The organism is Achromobacter sp. T5-5 (assembly GCF_055397965.1).
On sequence record NZ_AP027919.1, the window covers coordinates 4,451,139 to 4,473,184 of the forward strand.

The following is a 22,046-nucleotide window of genomic DNA, read 5'->3' on the forward strand; positions in this document are numbered from 1 at the left end:
AACGTCCCTTCCGGGCCACGAGCCCGGCCGGGCCCAATGACCTGCGACATCACCATGACTCCTCCCACGACTCAAAACGGCCCGCTGCGGCACTTTCTCCAGTTCAAGGACTTCTCGTCCGCCGAGATCGCCTACGTGCTGGACCGCGCGCGGCTGATCAAGGAAAAGTTCAAACGCTATGAGCCCCATATGCCGCTGCATGACCGCACGCTGGCGATGGTGTTCGAAAAGGCCAGCACGCGAACCCGCGTGTCCTTCGAGGCCGGCATGTACCAGATGGGCGGTTCGGTCATCAACCTGACCTCCAACGATTCGCAACTGGGCCGCTCCGAGCCCATCGAGGACACCGCGCGCGTCATCTCGCGCATGGTCGACATCGTCATGATCCGCACCTTCGAGCAGACGCGCATCGAGCGCTTCGCCTCGCACTCGCGCGTGCCCGTGATCAACGGCCTGACCAACGAATTCCACCCCTGCCAGATCCTGGCGGACATCTTCACCTACATCGAGCACCGCGGCCCCATCGCCGGCAAGACGGTGGCCTGGGTGGGCGACGCCAACAACATGGCCTACACCTGGCTGCACGCGGCCGAAATGCTCGGCTTCACGCTGCACGTGTCCACGCCGGCCGGCTACGAACTCGAAGCCGCCCGCATCGGCACGCCGTCCGACAAGGTGCTGCGCCAGTTCAAGGACCCCATGGAAGCGTGCAAGGGCGCGCACCTGGTCACCACCGACGTCTGGACCAGCATGGGCTACGAAGCCGAAAACGAAGAGCGCCGCGCGGCCTTCGCCGACTGGTGCGTGGACGCCGAAATGATGGCCGCGGCCGACCCGCAAGCCGTCTTCATGCACTGCCTGCCCGCCCACCGCGGCGAAGAGGTCACCGGCGAAGTCATCGACGGCCCCCAGAGTGTGGTCTGGGACGAAGCCGAAAACCGCCTGCACGTCCAAAAGGCGCTGATGGAATTCCTGCTGCTGGGACAGGTCGACTAAGGCCATTCCCCAAGGAAAAAGGGGCCCGGGCATCGCGCGATGCCCGGGCCCCTTCGTTTCGCGCCGCATCAGCGGCTGCCGGCTGCCGGCGGCTGCAGCCAGCTTCAGGCGGCTACAGGATCTTCCTGAACATCGTGCGCCGCGTGTTGCGGAACGACGGCCGCACGCGGCTGCTCCAGTCGGTCGCGCGCACTGCCAGCCATGGCGGACTGCCGAAGGTTTCCTGCGTATGCAGGTCGTAGCAGGCCAGATAGCGCGGCGATTCATCGCGGCATTCGTAGCGCTGCGCGCGCACGGTGCCCGGCACCGAGGCCAGGCCGGGCAGGTGCTCCTGGTCGTACCAGGCGTTCAGGTCGGCCTCCGCCTCCGGCGCCACATCGGTTTCGACGATGTAATGCCACGGCGCGTCCTGTCCCGCCGACGCGCCGGCCAGATCCAGCGTAAGGTGCAGCACGCGCCCACGCGCGCCCGGCGCCTGGGCCGCAAGGCGGTCCCGGACCGCGGACAGCACATCGCCGCCGCCGCGCACATAGACATAGGTCTCGTCGGCTTCCTGCGCCGCAAAGGCCGTGACGCGGGCGGTCGACAGCCCGTGCGTCAGGCGATCCGCCAATTCCTTGGCGCGTGCTTCGTCGAGGCGCTCGCCCAGCGACACCAGCAATAGGGTTTCCTGCACAGTCAGCTCTCCTTTCAATGCCCGACGCGCAAGGCGACCAGGAAGCGCGACACCATGTTGTAGGCGCCCACGGTCGCCGTCAGCTCCACCAGCTGCGCATCATCGTATCGCGCACGCAGGGGCGCAAACACCGCATCCGGCACCTCGATGTCGCGGGTCATCGCGTCGGTCAGGGCCAGCACCTCGGCCTCGCCCGGTTCCAGGCCCGGCACCCGGTCCGGCGCCGGATTGCCGCGCAGCACGTCGATGACCGATTGCGGCATGCCGCCCGCCAGCGCGTGCGGCACGTGCGCCTCGAATTCGTACGGCGCGTTGTTCAGCGTAGCGACGCGCAGGATGATGAGCTCGCGCAGCCGAGGCTGCAGCGACGTCTTCTGGCGGATCGCGGTCAGCATGGCTTCCCATCCTTCCACCACGGCCGGGCTGTTCAGCAGCACCTGGTACAGGGGCGAAATGCGGCCCCGCGCGGCGGCGATGCGCGCCTCCATCGGGGCCAGCTCCGGGCGCGTGCCCGGCACGACGGGTTCGACTCGACAAGCGCTCATGGTCACTCCGGACGGATGTTCTTGCGCTGGATCAGGGCGGCCCACTTCTCGCGGTCCGATGCGATGAGCGCCGCCAGCTCCTGCGGCGTGCTGGGCGCGGCCTCGGCGCCGAACTTTTCCAGGCGGGCGCGCACGGCCTCGTTGGCCAGCGCGGCGCGCACGGCCTGATTCAGCTTGTCCACCGTGGCGGCCGGCGTGGCCGCGGGCGCGACGATGCCGTACCAGTTGTTGGATTCCACGCCGGCAATGCCCTGCTCGGCCAGCGTCTTCACGTCAGGCAGCAGCGGATGGCGCTTCGGCGCGGCCAGGCCCAGCGGCTTGAGCTTGCCGCCCTGGATATGGCCGATCAGTCCCGGCACATCGCCAAAGAAGCCCGCGACCTGGTTGCCCATGACGTCATTGATGACGGGCGCCGCGCCCTTGTAGGGCACATGCAGCACCTTGGCCTTGCTGGAATCGGCAAACATTTCCAGCGTCAGATGCGGAATGCTGCCGATGCCCGACGAGCCGATGGCCACCGATTGCGACGCCGACTGCGACCGCTTCACGAAGTCCGCGGCATCGGTGGCGGGGTTGGAGGGATTCACCACGAACACCGTGGCGTTGTTGACCACGCGCGACACGGGCGCGAAGTCGCGTGCCGGATCGTAGGGCAGGTCCTTGTAGAGCGCAGGGCTGATCGCCACGGCGCCGACGCTGGTCAGGAACAGCACCGAGCCGTCGGCGGGCGCCTTGGCCACGTAGGCGGCCGCGATGTTGCCGTTGGCGCCGGCCTTGTTCTCGACGATGACGTTCTGCTTGAGCTCCTTGCCCAGTTGCTCGGCCAGCACGCGGCCCACCAGGTCCACCGGACCGCCCGGCGGAAACGCGATGATCAGGCGCACGGGGCCCTCGGCGTGAACCGCACCCACGGCGGCCAGGCTCAGCGCGGCGGCCGAGATGATTTTCTTGAACATGGTGTCTCCTCGTTGATTGGGATGTTCTTGCGGCTGGGGCTTCCAGGCCCCTGTTCCGCGGTCATTGCCTGCTACTGAAATCCATACAGCCGTGCCGGGTTGTCCACCAGCACGCGCTGGCGCAGCCCGGCGTCCGGGCATGCCTCGAAAAACGTGTCGACCAGTTCGCCATCGTCCGGCATGTCGCCCGCCACGTTCGGGTGCGGCCAGTCCGTGCCCCACAGGGTGCGATCCGGCATGGCCTCGACCAACGCGCGCACGAAGGGAATACCTTCCGCGAACGGACGCTGGCCGGATGCGATGCGGTCGATGCCCGACACCTTGACCCAGGCCTTGCCCACGTCGGCCAGGCTGAGCAACGCCCGCATCGCAGGCGAGTCCAGCCCATCCGCCGCCTTCAACCGCCCCATGTGGTCCACGACGAACGGCACCGGCAGCGTCAAGAGCCGCGGCAGCAGTTCGGGCAGCATCGCGCCGTCCACGTGCAGGCACAGATGCCATCCCAGCGGCGCGATCAGCGCGACCACGTGGTCGAACACGGCCGGGTCGGGCGCGCCGCCCAGATGCGGCACGAAATTGAAGCGCGCCGCCCGCACGCCGCCGTCATGCAGCGCCCGGACGCTGGCCGCGGTGGCATCGCCGCCCAGCAGCGCAACGCCGCGGTACCGCGCTTCACTGCGCGCCAGCGCGTCCAGCAAGGCGCGATGGTCCGAGCCATGGCAATTGGCCTGCACCACGACCGCGCGCTCGATGCCCAGATGGGCATGCAACGCCGCCATGCTGGCGAACGACGCGTCCGGCGGCGTATAGGACCGCCCTTGCGCGTACGGAAACACGTCGCCGGGCCCAAAGACATGGCAATGCGCGTCGCACGCGCCCGGCGGCAGCGCGTGGCGGGGACGGGAGGGCGAGGCGAGCGGAGGACGGCAATCGGGCACGGGGGCTTCCTGCATGGAAAGCGCCATGGTCCCGGATTGCCGCCAGGCGAACAATGCTATACCTTATATTTCTGATATTGAAAAACTACATATCCGATGGACCTCAAGCAGATTGAATACTTCGTGCGCGTGGCCGAACGCCGCAGCTTCTCGCGCGCCGCGGAAATGCTCGACGTCGCCCAGCCCACGCTCAGCCGCCAGGTGCGGCTGCTGGAACTGGAACTGGGCCAGCACCTGCTTTACCGCAATGGCCGCGGCGCCGAACCCACCGAAGCCGGCCTGCGTTTCCTGGAACATGCCCGCGCCCTGCTGACCCTGGCCGAACGCGCCAAGGAAGACCTGCAAACGCTGCGCGAAACGCCCACGGGCAAGGTCGTGATCGGCCTGCCGCCGCGCATTGCGCGGGTCCTCACCCCGCCGCTCGTCCAGGCCTTCCGCCAGGCCTTTCCCGACGCCTCCATCGCCGTGGCCGAGGGCCTGAGCGCCCAGGTACGCGAATGGCTGCTCGCCGGCCGGGTGGATCTGGCGCTGCTCTACGATCCGGCGCCCTCCCCGCAACTGGCCTACGAATCCCTGTTCCGCGAAGACCTGGTGCTGGCCGCCGCCGCGGGGCATGTGCCGCCCCTGCCCGCCCGCGTGCCGGTTGCGCGCCTGGGCGACTATCCCCTGGTGCTGCCCAGCCTGCCCAACGCCATCCGCACCCTGGTCGAAAGCGTCTGCCGCGCGCAGGGCGTGCGGCTCAAGGTCGCGGCCGAGGTCGACGCCGTCCAGACCATCGTCGAACTTGCCGCGCAGGGCGATGCCTACGCCATTCTTCCGCGTTCGGCGGCGCGCCGCCCGGCCGCCGAACATGAACTGTCCCTGTGCGATATCGGTTCGCCCACGATCACCAACAACCTGGTGCTGGCCAGCGCCCGCCACCGGCCGGCTACCCGGCTGGCGGCGGCCACGGGCCAGTTGATCCGCGGCCTGCGCCTTGCCGACCTGTTCGCGCCGGGCGGATAGCGCCAGGCGGGCGGCTCCGGACGATCGCCCCGCGCGGCCAGCCCCCCTCAAAAGAGTTAAAATGGCGGGCTACTTTTCTTGTTTGGCGGCTCGTTGCTGTCAAAGTCCTGTTGGCGTCTCACCTCAAACAATGACCACTATCCTCCCGAACCTGCCCACCGGCCAGAAAGTCGGCATCGCCTTTTCCGGCGGCCTGGACACCAGCGCGGCGCTCCTCTGGATGCGCAACAATGGCGCCATTCCCTACGCCTACACCGCCAACCTGGGCCAGCCCGACGAGTCCGACTACGACGAAATCCCGCGCAAGGCCATGGCCTACGGCGCCGAAAACGCCCGCCTCATCGACTGCCGCGCACAGCTCGTGGCCGAAGGCATCGCCGCCCTGCAATCCGGCGCGTTCCACATCTCGACCGCCGGCATCACGTACTTCAACACGACGCCCATCGGCCGCGCCGTCACCGGCACGATGCTGGTCGCCGCCATGAAGGAAGACAACGTCAACATCTGGGGCGACGGCAGCACCTTCAAGGGCAACGACATCGAGCGCTTCTACCGCTACGGCCTGCTCACCAACCCGGAACTCAAGATCTACAAGCCCTGGCTGGACCAGCGCTTCATCGACGAGCTGGGCGGCCGTTCGGAAATGTCCGAATACATGCGCCAGGCCGGTTTCGACTACAAGATGTCGGCGGAAAAGGCCTACTCCACCGACTCGAACCTGCTGGGCGCCACCCACGAAGCCAAGGACCTGGAGCAACTGAACTCCGGCATCCGCATCGTCAAGCCCATCATGGGCGTGGCGTTCTGGCGCGATGACGTCGCCGTCAAGGCCGAGGAAGTCACCGTGCGCTTCGAAGAGGGCCAGCCCGTCGCCCTGAACGGCGTCGAATACGCCGACCCGGTCGAACTGATGCTCGAAGCCAACCGCATCGGCGGCCGCCACGGCCTGGGCATGAGCGACCAGATCGAAAACCGCATCATCGAAGCCAAGAGCCGCGGCATCTACGAAGCCCCGGGCCTGGCCCTGCTCTTCATTGCCTACGAGCGCCTGGTCACCGGCATCCACAACGAAGACACCATCGAGCAATACCGCGAAAACGGCCGCAAGCTGGGCCGCCTGCTGTACCAGGGCCGCTGGTTCGACCCGCAAGCCATCATGCTGCGCGAAACCGCCCAGCGCTGGGTCGCCCGCGCCGTGACCGGCGAAGTCACCATCGAACTGCGCCGCGGCAACGATTATTCGCTGCTGAACACCGTGTCGCCCAACCTCACGTACGCGCCCGAGCGCCTGTCCATGGAAAAGGTGGAAAACGCCCCCTTCACCCCGGCGGACCGCATCGGCCAGCTCACCATGCGCAACCTCGACATCGTCGACACGCGCGAAAAGCTGTTCACGTACGTCAAGACCGGCCTGCTGGCCTCCAGCGGCACGTCGCTGCCCCAACTGAAGGACGCCGCCAAGAAGAAGTGATTCTTCAAAGCCAAACAAAAACCCTCGGCAAAAATGAACTGACCCCCAGAAGTTGGACGGTCAACTAAAGCCCGAAGGCCTGAGCTCGGTATTGCACCGGGCTCAGGCCTTTTAGCTTGAGCTTGATGCGGTTGTGATTGTAGTAATGGATGTACTGCCGGATGCCGGCCTGCAACTGCTCGATGCTCTCGAAGCGGTTGAGGTGGAAGAACTCTGCTTTGAGCGTGCCGAAGAAGCTTTCCATGGCGGCATTGTCCAGGCAGTTGCCCTTGCGTGACATGCTCTGCGTGACGGACCGGGCGGCCAGCATGCGCCGGTAGATGGGCTGCTGGTATTGCCAGCCCTGGTCGGAGTGCAGCACGGGGCGCTCCGTCGGCCGCAGCCGCGCCAGCGCCTTCTTCAGCATGCTGCCCACGAGCTTGAACACCGGCCGCAGAGCGGTCTCGTAGGCCACGATCTCGCCGTTGTACAGGTCCATCACCGGCGACAGGTACAGCTTCTCGCCACGCACGTTGAACTCGGTCACGTCGGTGACCCACTTCTCGTTCGGACGCTCGGCCTCGAAGCGACGCGCCAACACGTTGGCCGCCACATGATGCGACTGACCTCGGTAGGACCGGTACTTCTTGGCGCGCACGAGCGACTTCAAGCCCAGCGCCTGCATCAGCTTCTGCACCGTCTTGTGATTCACCAGCTCACCTGCCTGGCGCAGCACCGCCGTGATCCGGCGGTAACCATAGCGGCCCTTGTGTTGCGCATAGACCGCGTCGATGCGCTGCTTGAGCTCGGCGTACGGGTCCACGGCGCCAAGCGCCTTCAGGTGGTAATAGAACGTGCTGCGCGACAGCTTGGCTGCTCTCAGCAATAGCGCCAGCGGATGACGATGCCTCAACCCTTGGACCATTTGCGCTTTTTCACCAGCGCTTCGGTCCGTTCCGCTTGGATCAAGGCATCGAGTTTTTTTAGGTAATCGAGCTCCGCTCGCAGGTACGCGTTCTCTTCGCGCAACTGCTTCTCTGTCATGTCCTTGGCTGTTGGCTCGGGTGGATACTTGTGTGGCATGGCGGGGCTATCTCGACGTCTGGGCTCCAATGCGCCCATTCCGCCCTCATCATACCCACGACGCCATTTGCCGATGGTCCCGGAATCGCCCAAGTTGTAAACCGCCACAGCCTGCCTGTCCGACAAGCCGTCCTGCTCGATGCGCTTCAACACCTCAAATTTGAATTGCGCCGAATACCGCTTGCGCGGCCTGACTAAACCAGCCCGTCCATGCAGTTGGTAGACAGCCACCCATCGCCGCAGCAACGCATAGTCCACGCCGACCTCCCGCGCCACTTCCGCATAACTATGCTGTTCAGACAGATACCGCCGGACAGCGTCCAGTTTGAACTGCTCGTCGTACTTTGCCATGCAAAAAACCCCCGAAGGATGGATCAAAGTCCAACTTTCGGGGGTCAGTTCAAAAGCCGAGGGTTTTTTTTCGCCCTGCACCGCCCGCGCCGCCCGGTTCAGACGGCTGGTTCAGACGCGAGGCGCCTACAGCTCCACCTGCATCCCCATTTCCACGACACGGTTCGCCGGGATCTTGAAGAACTTCGTGCTGCGCGTGGAATTGCGCGCCATGAACGAAAACACCACGCGCCGCCACCGCCACAGCGCGGGCTTCCTGGCCGCCACCACCGTCTGGCGCGACAGGAAGAACGACGTGCGCATCGGTTCCAGGTCCAGCTCGGGATAGGCCTCGGCGATCAGGCGCAGCGCCTCCGGCACGTCCGGGTCTTCCTTGAAGCCGTAATTGACCGTCGCCGTCCAGCTCGACGCACTGAGCTTGGTGACCTCGAAACGCTCTTCCGGCGCGATGTACGGCACATCGGCAACCAGGATCGTCAGGAACAGCACGTGGTCGTGCAGCACCTTGTTGTGCTTCAGGTTGTGCAGCAGCGCCGGCGGCACATTGCCCGAATTCATCGTCATGAAGATGGCCGTGCCCGGTACGCGCGACGGCGGGTATTCCTCGAGCTGCGCCATGAATTCCTTGAGCGGCTGCCGATCGCGTTGCTGCATGTCGGACAGCAGGCGACGGCCGCGGCGCCACGTCATCATCAGCGTGAACACCACGATCGCCACCACCAGCGGCAACCAGCCGCCCTCGTGGATCTTGAAGACGTTGGCGGAAAACAGCAGCACGTCCAGCACCAACAGCAGGCCCAGCACCAGGAACCACATCATGCGCTTGACGCCGGTCGTGCCGCGCGGAAGCACCGCGAAGGCCAGCACCGACGTCGTGAGCATCGTGCCCGTCACCGCAAAGCCGTAGGCGGCCGCCAGGTTGTCGGAGTTGCGGAACCACACCACCAGGACCAGCACCGCGCACAGCAGCAGCGCGTTGACCTGCGGCAGATAGATCTGGCCTTTTTCGACGGCCGACGTATGCAGGATCTGCATGCGCGGCCAGAAGCCGAGCTGCACGGCCTGGCGCGTCACGGAATAGGCCCCGGAGATCACGGCCTGCGAGGCCACGATGGTCGCGACGGTGGCAAGCGCCACCAGCGGCACCAGTCCCCATTCGGGGGCCATCAGGAAGAACGGATTGCGGATGGCGGTGGGGTCGCGCAGCAGCAGCGCGCCCTGGCCGAAATAGCACAGCGTCAGCGCGGGCAGCACCATGCTGAACCAGGCGCCGCGGATTGCCGGCCGGCCAAAGTGCCCCATGTCCGCGTAGAGCGCCTCGGCGCCGGTCAGCGCCAGCACCACCGCGCCCAGCAGCACGAAACTGATCCACGGAAATTCGACGATGAAGCGCAGGCCCCACATCGGGTTCAGCGCGGCCAGCACCTCGGGCGTCTGCCAGATCTGCCAGCCGCCCAGCGCGGCCAGGGTGGCGAACCACAGAAACATCACCGGACCGAACAGCTTGCCCATCGCGCCCGTGCCGTGCGACTGGATCGCAAACAGTGCGATCAGGACCACCAGCGCGATCGGCACGACCCAGTGATCCAGCGTGTGCGACACGATGCCGATGCCTTCCAGCGCCGACAGCACCGAAATGGCGGGCGTGATCATGCTGTCGCCGTAGAAGAGCGCCGCGCCGAAAATGCCCAGCACGATCAACACCCAGCGCAGCTTGCCCTCGCGCGCGCGCACGGCCAGCTCCAGCAGCGCCAGCGTGCCGCCCTCGCCGCGGTTGTCCGCCCGCAGCACCAGGGTGACGTATTTGAAGGACACCACCACCATCAGCATCCAGAACAGGATGGACAGCACGCCCAGCAGATGCGCCGGCTCGAGGTCTGTATGCACGCTCAGGCCGGTCAGGCAGGCGCGCAGCGTGTACAGGGGGCTGGTCCCGATGTCCCCGTAAACCACGCCCAGGGCGCCCAGGATCAGCGCGGCACGCGATGACGGCGCGTGCGCCCCGCCTGCCGCGCCTGCCGCGCCTGTGGGCGAAATAGGTGTGCTGACCGTGCCTTGGCTCATGATGCGGGTTCTTGGCGAGTGAGTTGGGCCCCTTTGCGGGGGCCGGGGAATACGACGGACAGGCGTGTCCCGGAAAAATCGGGCCGGCTCGTGAGCTTCCACCAGGCGCCGTGCGCGTGCGCGATCTCCCGCACGATGGCCAGCCCCAGTCCAGAGCCGCCTGCCGTCGCGGTGGGCGACCGGTAAAACGCCTCGAACACGCGGTCGCGCTCTTCGGGCGGAATGCCGGGGCCGTCGTCTTCGACGGTCAGTGAAGGAGGATTGGCGCCCACGATGAGCGTGATGCGCCCCGTGGGGTTGCCATAGCGCAGCGCATTGTCGATCAGGTTGCCCAGCAGTTCGGCGAGCAGCAAAGGGTCGGCGTCGATCCAGATGGGCCGCTCGGGCGCCACCAGGTCCAGCTCGTAGTGCGCCTCGCGCACGCGCGGGAACCACTCGGCGCCATGCGCCCGCACCCATTCGCACAGGTCGACGCGCACGAAGCTGTCCTGGGGACGGGCATTGGGATCGGCGCGGGCCAGCACCAGAAGCTGCTGGCCCAGCCGGATCATGCGGTCGCTGACGGCCTTGATGCGCTCGGCGCGGGCCCGGACGTCATCGGGCAAGGGACGCGCCAGCATGAGCTCGGATTCAAGCCGCAGGCCCGACAACGGCGTGCGCAACTGGTGGGCCGCATGGCCGATGAAGCGCCGCTGCGCGGCCAGGGACGCATCCAGCCGCAGCAGCAGGTCATTGGTGTGGGTGACCAGCGGCTCGATCTCGACCGGCACGCCCGCCACCTCCAGCGGCTGCATGTCGTCGATGGAGCGCTGCCGGATCTCTTCGGATAGATGATTCACGGACCGCAGCCCGGATCGCACGCCCTGCACCACCACCCAGGTGAACAGGCCGATCAACGCCACCTGCCCCACCACCATCAGCCAGAAGAAGTCTTCCAGCATCCAGAGCGACATGTCGATCTTGTGGGTGATGACCCAGGTGGCCGCCAGGTCCAGCAGGACGAGCAGCAGGATCGGGGGCATCAGGTGGATCACCAGATGCCGGGCAAGCGAACGGGAGGGGAGCAAGGGGCGCGAAGCCGGGGACGGTTGAGGGATGCGTTCCTGCGTCATGGCGCAACGCCTTCGCTAGGGCGAATGGATGCGTGCGGCCGGAGCAAGGCGGCCGCAGCCGGCCCGTCAGGCCGTTTCCACATCCAGCATGTAGCCAAAGCCGCGTACCGTCTGGATGCTGGCGCCCGTGCCTTCCAGGCGCTTGCGCAGTCGGTACACGTAGACTTCGACCGCGTTTTCGCTGAAGTCCGCGTCCCACGCAGACAGGGAGTTCACGATCTGGCGCTTGGTCACGACGCGACCCACGCGGGCCATCAGCATTTCAAGGACGGAGAGCTCGCGCACCGACAGCGACAGGCGCTGGCCATTGGCGCGGACTTCGCGGCCGACGGTGTCGAACACCAGCGGCCCCACTTCGATCAGGGGCTGGGCCTGGCCGGCGCGGCGGCGGCCGAACGCGCGGACGCGGGCAGCCAGCTCGGGCAGTTCGAAAGGCTTGGTGACGTAGTCGTCCGCGCCGGCGTCCAGACCGGCGACGCGGTCTTCGATGCCATCGCGGGCGGTGAGAATGAGCACGGGAACCTGGTTGCCGTCCTGGCGCAGCTGACGCAGCACATCCAGGCCGCTCATGCCGGGAAGGTTGAGGTCCAGCAGCATCAAGTCGTAGGGCTGGCCCGCCAACGCGCCCAGGACCCGGTCGCCGTCAGTCAGCCAGTCGACCGCATACCCCTGGTCGGCCAGAAATTCCTGGAGCGCATGGCCCAGGGTGGTGTCGTCTTCGATTACCAGAACTCGCATGCCGCGATTCTAGCGCGATCCAAAAAAAAAGGGGCGCGAAATGCGCCCCCTGCCTGGATTCGTTCACCCGCCGGACGGTGCCGCGGCGGGAGCCGGGGCGCCCGGTGCGGGAGCGCTGGTGGACGGTGGCGTCGTGACGAAACCGATGCGCGTCATGCCCGAGCGGCGGGCCGAGGCCATGACCTTGGCCAGCGTTTCGTAACGGGTGTTCTGATCCGCGCGGATGCGGATCTCGGGCTGCGGCTTGGTACCGGCGATCGACTTGAAGCGGTTCGGCAGGTCGTCGATATTGACCGGCTTCTCGTCCCAGAACAGCGCGCCGCTGGCGTCGATGGCCAGGTCCACGGTCTTGGGCTCTTCCTCGATCTGCTCGGCGGCCACCTGGGGCATGTTGATCTTGATCGAATGCGCCAGCAGCGGCGCCGTGATGATGAAGATCACCAGCAGCACCAGCATGACGTCGATCAGGGGCACCATGTTGATCTCGGACACCGCATGGCTTCCGGACCCTTTACCCTCGAAGCTGCCAAAGGCCATTATTCGCTCCCGCGTTGAACCGCGTGGCCGTTCTGGCGACGCAGCGCGCGCACCTTGCCATCAGACAGCGCAACTTGCTGACCCGTGGTCAGGAACGCAAACAGATCATGCGCAAACGCATCCAGGCGCGACAGGTACACGCGGTTGTTGCGCACAAACATGTTGTACGCCAGCACGGCGGGAATGGCCACCGCCAGGCCCAGGCCCGTCATGATCAGGGCCTCGCCCACCGGACCCGCGATGCGGTTGATGGTCATGCCATCGGCCATGCCGATGCCGACCAGCGCGTGGTACACGCCCCAGACCGTACCGAACAGGCCGACGAACGGCGCCGTCGAACCCACGGAGGCCAGCACGGTCAGGCCGTTTTCCAGCTTGGCGGTTTCCTCGTCGATCACCTTGCGCATGGTGCGCGTGACGAAATCGGAGTTGCTGCCCGACTCTTCCAGCTTGGTCGCGCCGAATTTGTTGTGGTGCGCCTGCGCATGCATGGCATGGCTGGCCAGGTGCGAGAACGGATCGCGCGCGCCGTGCGTGTTGATTTCGTGCTCGACCTGTTCCAGCGAGCTGGCGTTCCAGAACTTGTTCAGGAAGTCGGCCGAACGCTTGCGCATGCTGACATTGCTGCCGGCCTTGACCAGGATGAGGTACCACGTCACCAGCGACATCAGGATCAGGATGACGAACAGGCTCTTGCCCACGAAGTCGCTCTGGGCGACAAAGTGCAGAAAACCCATGTCGGGCGCCGGAGCCGGCGCTGCGGGCAGCGACGAGGCGGCGCTGTGCAGCACGTCCGCCGATTGCTGGACGGCGCCAGCGGCCTGCTGGACGGCGCCCGCGGCTTGCTGGGCGACGTCGCCGCCGGTCGTGGCGGCTTGCTGGGCTGCGGGCGCGGCCGCGGCAGCCGGCGCGGCCGGGCTGGTGGTCGCCTGCGCCACCAGGGTGGCGCTATGCAGTGCGTTGGACATCTCAGTTCCTCATGACGAAATCGAACGGAATTTTTGCTTTGGCGGGATAGGCCACGCCATTGCGGGTATAGGGCTTGAAACGGCCTTTGCGGGCGGCTGCCAATGCCGATTCGTCCAGGCGCGGAAAACCCGACGACGCGTCGATGGTTGCCCGCTCGACCAGGCCCTGGGTATTGATTTCCACCAGCACCACGACCCGGCCCTCCTCCCGCATGCGGCGCGACGCCATCGGGTAGTTGGGCATCGGACGCGCGCCCTGGAACTCGATGCTCGAGACCAGCACGGGCTGATCGGGCGGCGGCCCCTGCTGCGGGCCCTGAGGCGCCTGCGTGCCTTCCGGCGCGCCGCTGGGCGGCGTCTGCTGAGGCGGCGGTTCCGGCTTGGGCTCAGGCTTCACTTCCTTCTTGGGCTGAGGCTTGGGCTTGGGCTTGGGTTTCGGCTTGGGCGGAGGCGGCTTGGGCGCAGGCATCGGCGGCTTTTCAACCACCGGCTCAGGTTCGATCTCGGGTTCCGGCTCGGGCTCGGGCTTCAATTCCGGCTCGGGCTCGGGTTCCGGCTCGGGTTCGATCTCGGGCTCAGGCTCGGGCGGCGTTTCGACCACGGGCTGCTGCACTTCGGGAATGGGTTCGGCTTTGGCGATCTGGGGCACGGGAGCATCCACCACGCTCACCATGATCGCCTCGGGTTCCTCCAATTCAGGACGACTTTCCGGCGCCAGGAAAATGGCGCCGATCACCGCCGCATGCAATGCGACGACCGCCAGGCCAGCGCCTGCGCGTATACCAAAAGAAGACCGCGAAGAAGAATTCCAACCGGGTTGAAGACTAGGCATGAATCAGCCAGGGTGCAGTGACTTTCCGGCCAGCCAGAGAATCGACGCGCACACGATGGCGCCGCCGGCTGACCGGTACAAGCCCGTCATAGTATCTCAAATGCGAATGATTCGCACGTTGTATTTCGTCTGGAACAGCGTACCATTTCTGATCCGGATCAAAGCGGAATCAATGGAACGCTTACGAAAAAGCCTGCACCAAGGCGCGATGCGCCCGAGGCAAAGGGGATTTGCCTGAGGCTCCATCCCGCCGCTGCCCGCTTCGGAAAACAAAAAACCCGCCACGATGTCGTGTGCGGGTTCGATGTGCGTTCGGGTCTGTCGCACGATGTGCCGGCCGAACCGATATGTTGTGCTTCTGGTGGGTGCTACAGGGGTCGAACCTGTGACCTACGCCGTGTAAAGGCGCCGCTCTACCAACTGAGCTAAGCACCCTTTCGGTGCAGCTGCCGCGCAAATTTCCTGACAGGAAAACCGTGCATGACAACTGCCAATCGGGGTACTCAAAAGCAATACGCGGGCCGGAGTATACCGGACCGCGTACTAGTGGGCAAATCGCGGCGCGCAGCGCCTTGCGATCGCCTGCCGTTCATCAGTTGACGGCATCCTTCAGGGCCTTGCCCGGACGGAACTTCGGCACCTTGGCCTTCTTGATCTTGATGGTTTCGCCGGTGCGCGGGTTACGGCCAGTGCGCGCGGCGCGAGCCGACACGGCAAACGTGCCGAAACCAACCAGCGTGACCGTACCGCCCTTCTTCAGCGTGGTCTTCACGGCACCGATCAGGGCGTCGAGCGAACGGCCGGCAGCAGCCTTGGAGATATCGGCCTTGCTGGCGATGTGATCGATGAGTTCGGTTTTGTTCATGCAGGTGTACCCCTCACAAGGTGTGGAGTCTGCCGGGGGCGGAGTTCATGGCCGTCAGGATGGATGCCACAAATGGACGCGAGACCAGGCAAACGACGAACAGACAGTGGATAAACTTTTTTCTTGCGCTGCAAAGCACAACTTTTAAACTGCTGCGCCGCCTAGGTTTTGCTGGACCAATGCCTGCAAACCGTCAGCGACGCAGACGTGTATTAGGCCTTGGCGTAGAGCGGCTGTCAAGCGAAAACCTCACGGCAACCCGCGTCAATACTAGCTTTTAGGCGTTTTCGCAATAAACAAAAACGCGCATTTCGGGGTTTGCGCGACACCCCGAAAAAACACTTTAGGCTTCATCAAACGTCCGCCCATCGGCGCAGCAGATTGTGATAAATGCCGGTGAGCTGCACGATCGACGCATGCCCCGCCACATCCTGGTTCAAGCGCTGTATGGCCACGTCCATGTCCAGCAGCAGCGCGCGCTGGCTGTCTTCGCGCACCAGGCTCTGCATCCAGAAGAACGAACTCACGCGCGCTCCGCGCGTCACGGGGTTGACCTTGTGCAGGCTGGTGCCCGGATACAGGACCATGTGCCCGGCCGGCAGCTTCACGGCGCGCGGACCATAGGTGTCGTCGATGACGAGCTCGCCGCCGTCATAGCTGTCCGGATCCGAAAAGAACAGCGTCGCGGACAGGTCCGTGCGCACGCGCTCCGCCGTGCCGGCGATACCCCGCACGGCATTGTCCACGTGATAGCCGAAGGCTTCACCGCCTTCGTAGCGGTTAAAGAGCGGCGGGAAAATCTTGCGGGGCAAGGCGGCCGACATGAAGAGATTGTTCGCCGACAAGCGCTGCAGGATCAGCGCGCCCAGCTCCTGAGCCAGCGGATGCTGCTCCGGCAATTGCCGATTGCGCTTGACCTCGGCCGACTGGTGGCCCGCCGTCACCTTGCCGTCGACCCAATCGGCAGCATCCAGCCGCTGGCGGATGGCTGCCGCTTCCTCGGGCGTAAAAATTTCTGCGATCTGTATAAGCATGGGTTCCGACCCGATTGCGTTGCCGGCGCGACCTTTGCACAAGTCGCGTCTGCCGAATTATCCCTTCAGGCACCCATTGAGCGCCTGATCGAAATCAAACAGCAAATCCGCTTCGTCTTCGATGCCCACCGAAACGCGGATCAGGCTGTCGGCAATGCCCATCTGCTTGCGGCGTTCGGCGCCCATCTCGTAATAGATGGTATGGGCCGCGGGCAACGCCAGGCTGCGCGTGTCGCCCAGGTGCGTCGCCATCAGCACGACGCGCAGGCGATTGAGGAAATCGAAACAATCCACGCCGTCCGCGAGCTCGACACCAAGCAGGCCGCCGAAGCGCGATCCGAACAGCGCCGCGGCGCGCGCGTGCTGCGCGTGGCTTGCCAGCCCCGGATAATGCACCTTCGCCACGCCGGGATGCTCTTCGAGAAAACGCGCCAGCGCCAGCGCGTTGGCGCAGTGCCGGGCCATGCGCAGGGCCAGGGTCTCGGCGCCGACCGCGATGCGGTGGGCGGGCTCCGCCGCCAGCGTTCCGCCCATGTCGCGCAGTCCCTTTTTCTTGATCTGCGTGAGACCCCAGCCGGTCGACGGCCCCTTGCGATAGGGTTCGTGGATGTTGCCGCTGCCGGCCCAGTCAAACAGCCCGGTATCGGTGACCGCGCCGCCCAACGCGTTGCCGTGGCCGCCGATGTACTTGGACAGCGAATTCATCACGAGCGATGCGCCAACGGTCGCGGGCCGGAACATCCAGGGCGAAGTCAGCGTGTTGTCCACCACATAGACCAGCCCCTTTTCGCGGCAGATCTCGCCAATCACGGCCAGATCGGCGACCTGCGTGCCCGGGTTGGCGATGGTTTCGGTAAAAACCATGCGCGTATTGGACTGGATGGCGGCGCGCACCTGCGCCGAGTCCGTCGCGTCGACGAAGGTGATTTCCACGCCAAGGTCCTGCAGCGTGCCGAACAGGCTGTTGGTATTGCCGAACACGAACTGGCTGGACACCAGATGATCGCCACGGCGCAGCAGCGTGGTGAAGATCGCCGCCAGCGCGGCCATGCCGGTCGAGAAGCTGACCGTGCCCTTGCCGCCTTCCATCTGCGTGATCTTGGCTTCCAGCGCGGTCGTGGTCGGCGTGCCCTGGCGCGCGTAGGTGAAGCCCGCCTTGCCCTGGAACACGGCGGCCAGCTCGCGCGCGTCGTCGTACGCGAACTCGGACGACGGATGCATCGGCTTGTGCACCGCTCCGTGCTCGACGGATTGATTGCGGTCGGAATGGAGAATCGTGGTGGTAAAGCCGTTCTGGTGCATGATGAGCTGACGCAAGAAAAGGGAACCTACAAGGCAGGCAGGATCAGGATTGACGCTGGCGCACGGTCTCGTACAGGCAGACGGCGCTGGCGACGCTGACGTTCAGGCTTTCCACCGAACCCAGCATGGGAATGTTGACGAGCTGGTCGCAGGTTTCGCGCGTCAGGCGGCGCATGCCCTCGCCTTCGGCCCCCATGACCCATGCCATCGGCTGGCGCGCGTCGATCTTGTGCATGCTGTCGGCGGCCTGGTCGTCCGTCCCGACGAGCCACACGCCGCGGTCCTTCAGACCGCGCATCGTGCGAGCCAGGTTGGTCACCATCAGATAGGGCACGGTGTCCGCCGCGCCGCAGGCGACGCGCTGCACGGTGGCGTTCAGGCCGACCGCCCGGTCGCGCGGCGCGATGACCGCGTGCACGCCCGCCGCATCCGCCGTGCGCAGGCAGGCGCCCAGATTGTGCGGATCGGTCACGCCGTCAAGGATCAGCAGGAGCGGCGGCCCCTCCACCACATCAAGCACTTCGTCCACATCGACCGCGAGCTGGCGCTCATCGGCCAGCGCCACGACGCCTTGATGGCGGGTGCCGCGCGACAGGCCGTCCAGGCGCTCCATCGGCACGGGATGCAGGCGGCAACCCGCCTTTTCCGCCTGCTCGATGAATGTCTGCATGCGCTTGTCGCGGCGCGAGGCCTCGACGTAGATTTCCTTGATCGACTCGGGCGCGTGGCGCAGCCGCGCAACGACCGCGTGAAACCCGGCCAGGACTTGGGTCGACGCCATAAAACAATACCTTTAGATAAACGAATACCCGCCCCAGAGGGGGCGGGCCACCGGACAGACCGGCAATAAACGCAATGTTACCCCTTAAGGCCGCGCCGCCAAACGACGGCCCGGCCTTGAGGTTCAGACGGCGCCCGTCGGCGCGTCAGTGGCGGCTGCGCGTGGCCTTCTTGGCGGGCGCGGCCCGTTTGGCGGCCTTGGGTGGCTTGCTGGCCTTCTTGGCTTCGGCGCGCCTTTCCTTGGCGGTCTGTCCCTTCAAGCCGGCAGGCTTGGGCGACGCAGCCTTCTTGACCCGGCGCATCGGCTCATCCGGCCCACGGGCCGCCGCCTTGCGCAGCGCGTCAAAGCTCGTGCCCTGCACCAGCCGGAACTCGATGCGGCGAGCCTCCAGGTCCACGCGGGACACCTGCACCTGCACCTTGTCGGTCAGGCGGTAGCGCATGCCCGTGCGCTCGCCGCGCAGTTCGTGCAGGGCGTCGTTGAACTGAAAGTACTCGCCGCCCAGCTCGGAGACGTGCACCAGGCCTTCGACGTGCAGCGTATCCAGCGTGACGAAGATGCCGAAGCTGGCCACGCCGGTGACGGTGCCGCTGAAGTCCTCGCCCACGCGCTCCTTGACGAACCAGCACTTGAGCCAGGCCTCGACGTCCCGCGACGCCTCGTCCGCGCGGCGTTCGCTGGCCGACAGCACCAGGCCCATCTTTTCCCAGATGGCGTGCTCGTGTTCGCGCTGCGTGCGGCCAATGACCACGGCGTGGTCGTCCAGGCTGGGCACGTACCGCTGCCCCGCCAGCAAGGCCTTGATCACGCGATGCGTGAGCAGGTCGGGATAACGGCGGATCGGCGAGGTGAAGTGGCTGTAGCCCGGATAGGACAGGCCGAAGTGGCCCATGTTGTCGGGGCTGTACACGGCCTGCTGCATGGAGCGCAGGCACATGGTCTGCAGCAGCGGGTAGTCGGGACGCCCGCGCACGGAATCGAGGAAATCCCCGTAGTCCTTGGCCGTCGGCGATTCGCCTCCGCCCAGGGACAAGCCCATGGTGCGCAGGAATTCGCGCAGCGACTGCAGGCGTTCCGGCGTCGGCCCCTCATGGATGCGGTACAGGCCGGGATGCTTGCTGCGCACCATGAAGTCGGCCGCGCACGTGTTGGCGGCCAGCATGCACTCTTCGATCAGCTTGTGGGCGTCGTTGCGCACGGACGGGACGATCTGTTCGATGCGTCCCAGCTCGTTGCACACGATCTTGGTTTCGACCGTGTCGAAATCGATGGCGCCCCGCTTCTTGCGGCCCTGCGCCAGCAACTGGAACAGCTCATACAGATGCTGGATCTGAGGCATGACGCTCTGCATGGCATGCGCCGCCGGACCGCCCGGCTGCTGCAGGGCGGCCCAGATATTCGTGTAGGTCGTGCGGGCATGCGAATGCATGACCGCGTTGTAGAACTGGTAGGCAGTGACCGTGCCGGCCTTCGCGCCGCTGGCCGGAATGACCATGTCGCAGACCAGCACCAGGCGGTCGACGTCCGGATTCAGCGAGCACAGGCCGTTGGACAACGACTCCGGCAGCATGGGAATGACCCGGCGCGGAAAGTACACGCTGGTGCCGCGCTCGATCGCGTCGTCGTCCAGCGCATCGCCCGGCCGCACATAATGACTGACGTCGGCAATGGCCACCAGCAGGCGCCAGCCGGGACGCTTGCGCTGCCCCGAGCCCAGCTCGACCGGCTCGCAATACACCGCATCGTCGAAGTCGCGCGCGTCTTCGCCGTCGATGGTGATGAGCGGCACGTCGCGCAGGTCCACGCGGTCTTTCAGATCCGACTTGCGGACGGAGTCGGGCAGGCGCGCCGCCTGCTTCAAGGCGGCTTCGCTGAAATCGACCGGCACGTCGAACTTGCGCACGGCGATCTCGATTTCCATGCCGGGATCGTCAATCTCGCCCAGCACCTCGGCCACGCGGCCCAGCGGCTGCGTATGGCGGGTGGGCTGCTCCATGATTTCCACCGCGACCACCTGCCCGTGCTGGGCGCCGTTGGTGTCGCTGGGGGGAATGAGGATGTCATGCTTGATACGCTGGTCCTCGGGCACGACGATGGACAGACCATGCTCGTGCAGGAACCGTCCGACCAGCTTGTTGGTGCGGCGCTCGATGACTTCGACGATGGTGCCTTCCGGCTTGCCCCGGTATTCGCCCGTCGGCTTGACCAGCACGCGGTCGCCATGCAGCACCTTGAGCATTTCGCGCGGCGACAGGAACAGATCGGGCCCGCCGTCGTCGCGCAGCAGAAAGCCGAAGCCGTCGCGGTGACCCAGCACCTTGCCCGCCACGAAGTCGAGCTTGGTCGCGAGCAGCAGCACCCCCTTGCGGTTGGGCATCAACTGGCCGTCGCGCTCCATGGCGCCCAGCCGGCGCTCGAATCCCACCATCGTCGCGGGTCGCTCGATGCCCATGCGCTCGGCCAGCTCAACCGGAGACAAGGGCGAACCGGCGGCGCGCAGCGCCGTCAGAATGGCTTCACGGGACGGAACATCAGGATCGAAGTCCGGCGGCGCTTCGGGCAAGGGAGTTGATCTGTTGTTATTCGATTCGTTATTCGATCGTTTTGCCAAAGCTAAATTTTCCGTATATAATGCGCAGCTTCTGTGGTTCGCCCAAGGCTGAACACTGAAGCAGAAATGGTCAGAAGTGCGGGTCAGAGATGCTGATAAAGCGCTGATAAAGCCGCATTGTAAAACCAACTGCATCCTGACGCATGGTTTAGTTCAAAAGTTGAATTGAACGATGCAACGGAAGGCAGGGTAGCACAGACTTCTGACAGTATCTTTCAGTGCCCAGGTGGCGGAATTGGTAGACGCGCATGGTTCAGGTCCATGTGCCGCAAGGTGTGGAGGTTCGAGTCCTCTCCTGGGCACCACGGAATTCAAATCGAATCAGTATTTACTGATTTGATTGCAAAGGCTGAAGGCCCCGGAAATCGAAAGGTTTCCGGGGCTTTTGCTTTGCGCGCCCGAATTTGGGGCCCGAATTTGGGGCACGGGACGGGGCCTCGGGATACGCACCCGGTATGGACATTATCGCCAGGGCACTTTGCGATTGAGGTGATGCCGGGCATAAAGATCGGCGCCCATGCCGTTGATCTGCCCGTCGATGAGCGCCTCGAACGGCGCGAGCAGCGCATCGAAATTGCGCGGCGCCTCGATGGCGTTCAGCGCATGCGTCACGGCCTCGATGGTGGACAACGCGCCCGGCACATCCGCATGGCGCACCCGGTAGCGCGTGGCCAGGCCCGGCGGCAGCATCACGCGCGGCAGCGCGGCAAGCGCGGGATTGATATGCAACAGCTTGCGCGCATGCCCCCACGTTCCGTCGGGCACGATCAGCCGGACGGGAACGTCCATGTCCTGCCCGTAGCCCGGCGTCAGCACATCGGCGCCCTCCCCGGGAAACAGCAGGCGCGGCGCGTGACCGGGCGCCGCCCAATCGGCCTCGGAAAAATATTCGCCCACCACGCGGCGAGCGCCCGCAAGACCCAGCACGGCCAGCCGCGCCGTATTCAACGCGTGGCGCGCTTCGCTGGGATGCTGCAGAACCACCACGCTCGTGCGACAGGACAACGAAGGAATCAAGGCGCAAAGGCAATGCGACAGCGGACGCAGGCAACGGGTGCAGAGGGCTCGGGACATGGGCGACACTATATCGAAAGCGGCAACGCAAAAAAAAAGTGAAAAAAATGCAGCACGACTTGCACACTTCAAAAAAAGTATGCATAATCTCGTTCCTCTGCTGCTGAACACGAACCGGAAGCGAAAGC

20 protein-coding genes and 2 tRNA genes are annotated in these 22,046 nt (G+C 65.4%); 4 read left to right on the forward strand and 18 right to left on the reverse strand.

Annotated features, from left to right (window positions below; all coding sequences use genetic code 11):
- The first annotated feature begins 54 nt into the window (after positions 1 to 54).
- Positions 55 to 996 carry an ornithine carbamoyltransferase gene (gene argF, locus ACZ50Q_RS20155; RefSeq protein ID WP_076521990.1) on the forward strand — a complete coding sequence of 314 codons (942 nt, stop codon included), beginning with the start codon at positions 55 to 57 and terminating at the stop codon, positions 994 to 996.
- Between the two features lie 112 nt (positions 997 to 1,108).
- On the opposite strand, the gene ACZ50Q_RS20160 is transcribed toward argF, so the two are convergent.
- The 4 genes from ACZ50Q_RS20160 to ACZ50Q_RS20175 form a co-directional block, all read right to left on the reverse strand.
- Positions 1,109 to 1,672 carry a hypothetical protein gene (locus ACZ50Q_RS20160; protein ID WP_464079389.1) on the reverse strand — a complete coding sequence of 188 codons (564 nt, stop codon included), beginning with the start codon at positions 1,670 to 1,672 and terminating at the stop codon, positions 1,109 to 1,111.
- A 14-nt stretch (positions 1,673 to 1,686) separates the two neighbouring features.
- Positions 1,687 to 2,217 (reverse strand): carboxymuconolactone decarboxylase family protein, encoded by a 531-nt coding sequence (locus ACZ50Q_RS20165; protein WP_464079390.1) that lies wholly within the window; start codon positions 2,215 to 2,217, stop codon positions 1,687 to 1,689.
- 2 nt (positions 2,218 to 2,219) lie between these two features.
- A complete protein-coding gene (locus ACZ50Q_RS20170; protein ID WP_076519807.1) occupies positions 2,220 to 3,173 on the reverse strand; it encodes a Bug family tripartite tricarboxylate transporter substrate binding protein in 954 nt (317 codons plus the stop codon).
- Positions 3,174 to 3,244: 71 nt separating this feature from the next.
- Entirely contained in the window at positions 3,245 to 4,111 is an 867-nt protein-coding gene (locus ACZ50Q_RS20175; RefSeq protein ID WP_464082019.1) for an amidohydrolase family protein, read from the reverse strand.
- 96 nt (positions 4,112 to 4,207) lie between these two features.
- On the opposite strand from ACZ50Q_RS20175, the gene ACZ50Q_RS20180 reads away from it, so the two are divergent.
- Both ACZ50Q_RS20180 and argG read left to right on the forward strand, forming a co-directional pair.
- Positions 4,208 to 5,116, forward strand: a complete 909-nt coding sequence (locus ACZ50Q_RS20180; protein ID WP_464079391.1) for a LysR family transcriptional regulator — start codon at positions 4,208 to 4,210, stop codon at positions 5,114 to 5,116.
- A 130-nt stretch (positions 5,117 to 5,246) separates the two neighbouring features.
- Complete coding sequence (gene argG, locus ACZ50Q_RS20185) at positions 5,247 to 6,587, forward strand: argininosuccinate synthase (protein WP_076519805.1); 1,341 nt, start codon at positions 5,247 to 5,249, stop codon at positions 6,585 to 6,587.
- Between the two features lie 64 nt (positions 6,588 to 6,651).
- Here the strand turns inward: argG and ACZ50Q_RS20190 are convergent.
- From ACZ50Q_RS20190 to rnr, 13 genes are all read right to left on the reverse strand, one after another.
- Positions 6,652 to 8,000 (reverse strand): IS3 family transposase gene (locus ACZ50Q_RS20190; RefSeq protein WP_464079392.1). Its coding sequence is split into 2 segments (ribosomal slippage): positions 6,652 to 7,553 and positions 7,553 to 8,000, totalling 1,350 coding nucleotides; the frame shifts between segments, so codons are not numbered across the junction.
- Between the two features lie 126 nt (positions 8,001 to 8,126).
- Positions 8,127 to 10,064 (reverse strand): potassium transporter Kup, encoded by a 1,938-nt coding sequence (locus ACZ50Q_RS20195; protein WP_464079393.1) that lies wholly within the window; start codon positions 10,062 to 10,064, stop codon positions 8,127 to 8,129.
- Positions 10,061 to 11,176, reverse strand: a complete 1,116-nt coding sequence (locus tag ACZ50Q_RS20200; protein WP_464079394.1) for a sensor histidine kinase — start codon at positions 11,174 to 11,176, stop codon at positions 10,061 to 10,063. Before ACZ50Q_RS20200 ends, ACZ50Q_RS20195 begins: the two co-directional genes overlap by 4 nt.
- Before the next feature lie 66 nt (positions 11,177 to 11,242).
- Positions 11,243 to 11,914: a response regulator transcription factor gene (locus ACZ50Q_RS20205; RefSeq protein WP_024068289.1), complete on the reverse strand. Its 672-nt coding sequence runs from the start codon at positions 11,912 to 11,914 to the stop codon at positions 11,243 to 11,245.
- 63 nt (positions 11,915 to 11,977) lie between these two features.
- Positions 11,978 to 12,451, reverse strand: coding sequence for an ExbD/TolR family protein (locus ACZ50Q_RS20210; protein WP_464079395.1), 474 nt, complete (start codon positions 12,449 to 12,451; stop codon positions 11,978 to 11,980).
- Complete coding sequence (locus ACZ50Q_RS20215) at positions 12,451 to 13,419, reverse strand: MotA/TolQ/ExbB proton channel family protein (RefSeq protein ID WP_464079396.1); 969 nt, start codon at positions 13,417 to 13,419, stop codon at positions 12,451 to 12,453. Before ACZ50Q_RS20215 ends, ACZ50Q_RS20210 begins: the two co-directional genes overlap by 1 nt.
- A gap of 1 nt (position 13,420) precedes the next feature.
- Complete coding sequence (locus ACZ50Q_RS20220) at positions 13,421 to 14,251, reverse strand: energy transducer TonB (RefSeq protein ID WP_092581644.1); 831 nt, start codon at positions 14,249 to 14,251, stop codon at positions 13,421 to 13,423.
- A gap of 359 nt (positions 14,252 to 14,610) precedes the next feature.
- Positions 14,611 to 14,686: transfer RNA gene (locus ACZ50Q_RS20225), tRNA-Val, on the reverse strand.
- 157 nt (positions 14,687 to 14,843) lie between these two features.
- Positions 14,844 to 15,116: an HU family DNA-binding protein gene (locus ACZ50Q_RS20230; RefSeq protein WP_003812968.1), complete on the reverse strand. Its 273-nt coding sequence runs from the start codon at positions 15,114 to 15,116 to the stop codon at positions 14,844 to 14,846.
- Positions 15,117 to 15,469: 353 nt separating this feature from the next.
- Entirely contained in the window at positions 15,470 to 16,150 is a 681-nt protein-coding gene (locus ACZ50Q_RS20235; protein ID WP_092581645.1) for a Fe2+-dependent dioxygenase, read from the reverse strand.
- 57 nt (positions 16,151 to 16,207) lie between these two features.
- Entirely contained in the window at positions 16,208 to 17,452 is a 1,245-nt protein-coding gene (locus ACZ50Q_RS20240; RefSeq protein WP_076519799.1) for a cystathionine gamma-synthase family protein, read from the reverse strand.
- A gap of 43 nt (positions 17,453 to 17,495) precedes the next feature.
- Positions 17,496 to 18,233, reverse strand: coding sequence for a 23S rRNA (guanosine(2251)-2'-O)-methyltransferase RlmB (gene rlmB, locus ACZ50Q_RS20245; RefSeq protein ID WP_464079397.1), 738 nt, complete (start codon positions 18,231 to 18,233; stop codon positions 17,496 to 17,498).
- A 145-nt stretch (positions 18,234 to 18,378) separates the two neighbouring features.
- On the reverse strand, positions 18,379 to 20,844 hold the full coding sequence (rnr, locus tag ACZ50Q_RS20250; protein ID WP_076519797.1) for a ribonuclease R: 2,466 nt from the start codon (positions 20,842 to 20,844) through the stop codon (positions 18,379 to 18,381).
- Positions 20,845 to 21,064: 220 nt separating this feature from the next.
- Between rnr and ACZ50Q_RS20255 the strand changes: the two genes are divergently transcribed.
- Positions 21,065 to 21,149, forward strand: a tRNA-Leu gene (locus tag ACZ50Q_RS20255).
- Between the two features lie 157 nt (positions 21,150 to 21,306).
- Here ACZ50Q_RS20255 and ACZ50Q_RS20260 read toward each other — a convergent pair.
- On the reverse strand, positions 21,307 to 21,918 hold the full coding sequence (locus ACZ50Q_RS20260) for a tRNA-uridine aminocarboxypropyltransferase (RefSeq protein WP_464079398.1): 612 nt from the start codon (positions 21,916 to 21,918) through the stop codon (positions 21,307 to 21,309).
- Between the last annotated feature and the right edge of the window lie 128 nt (positions 21,919 to 22,046).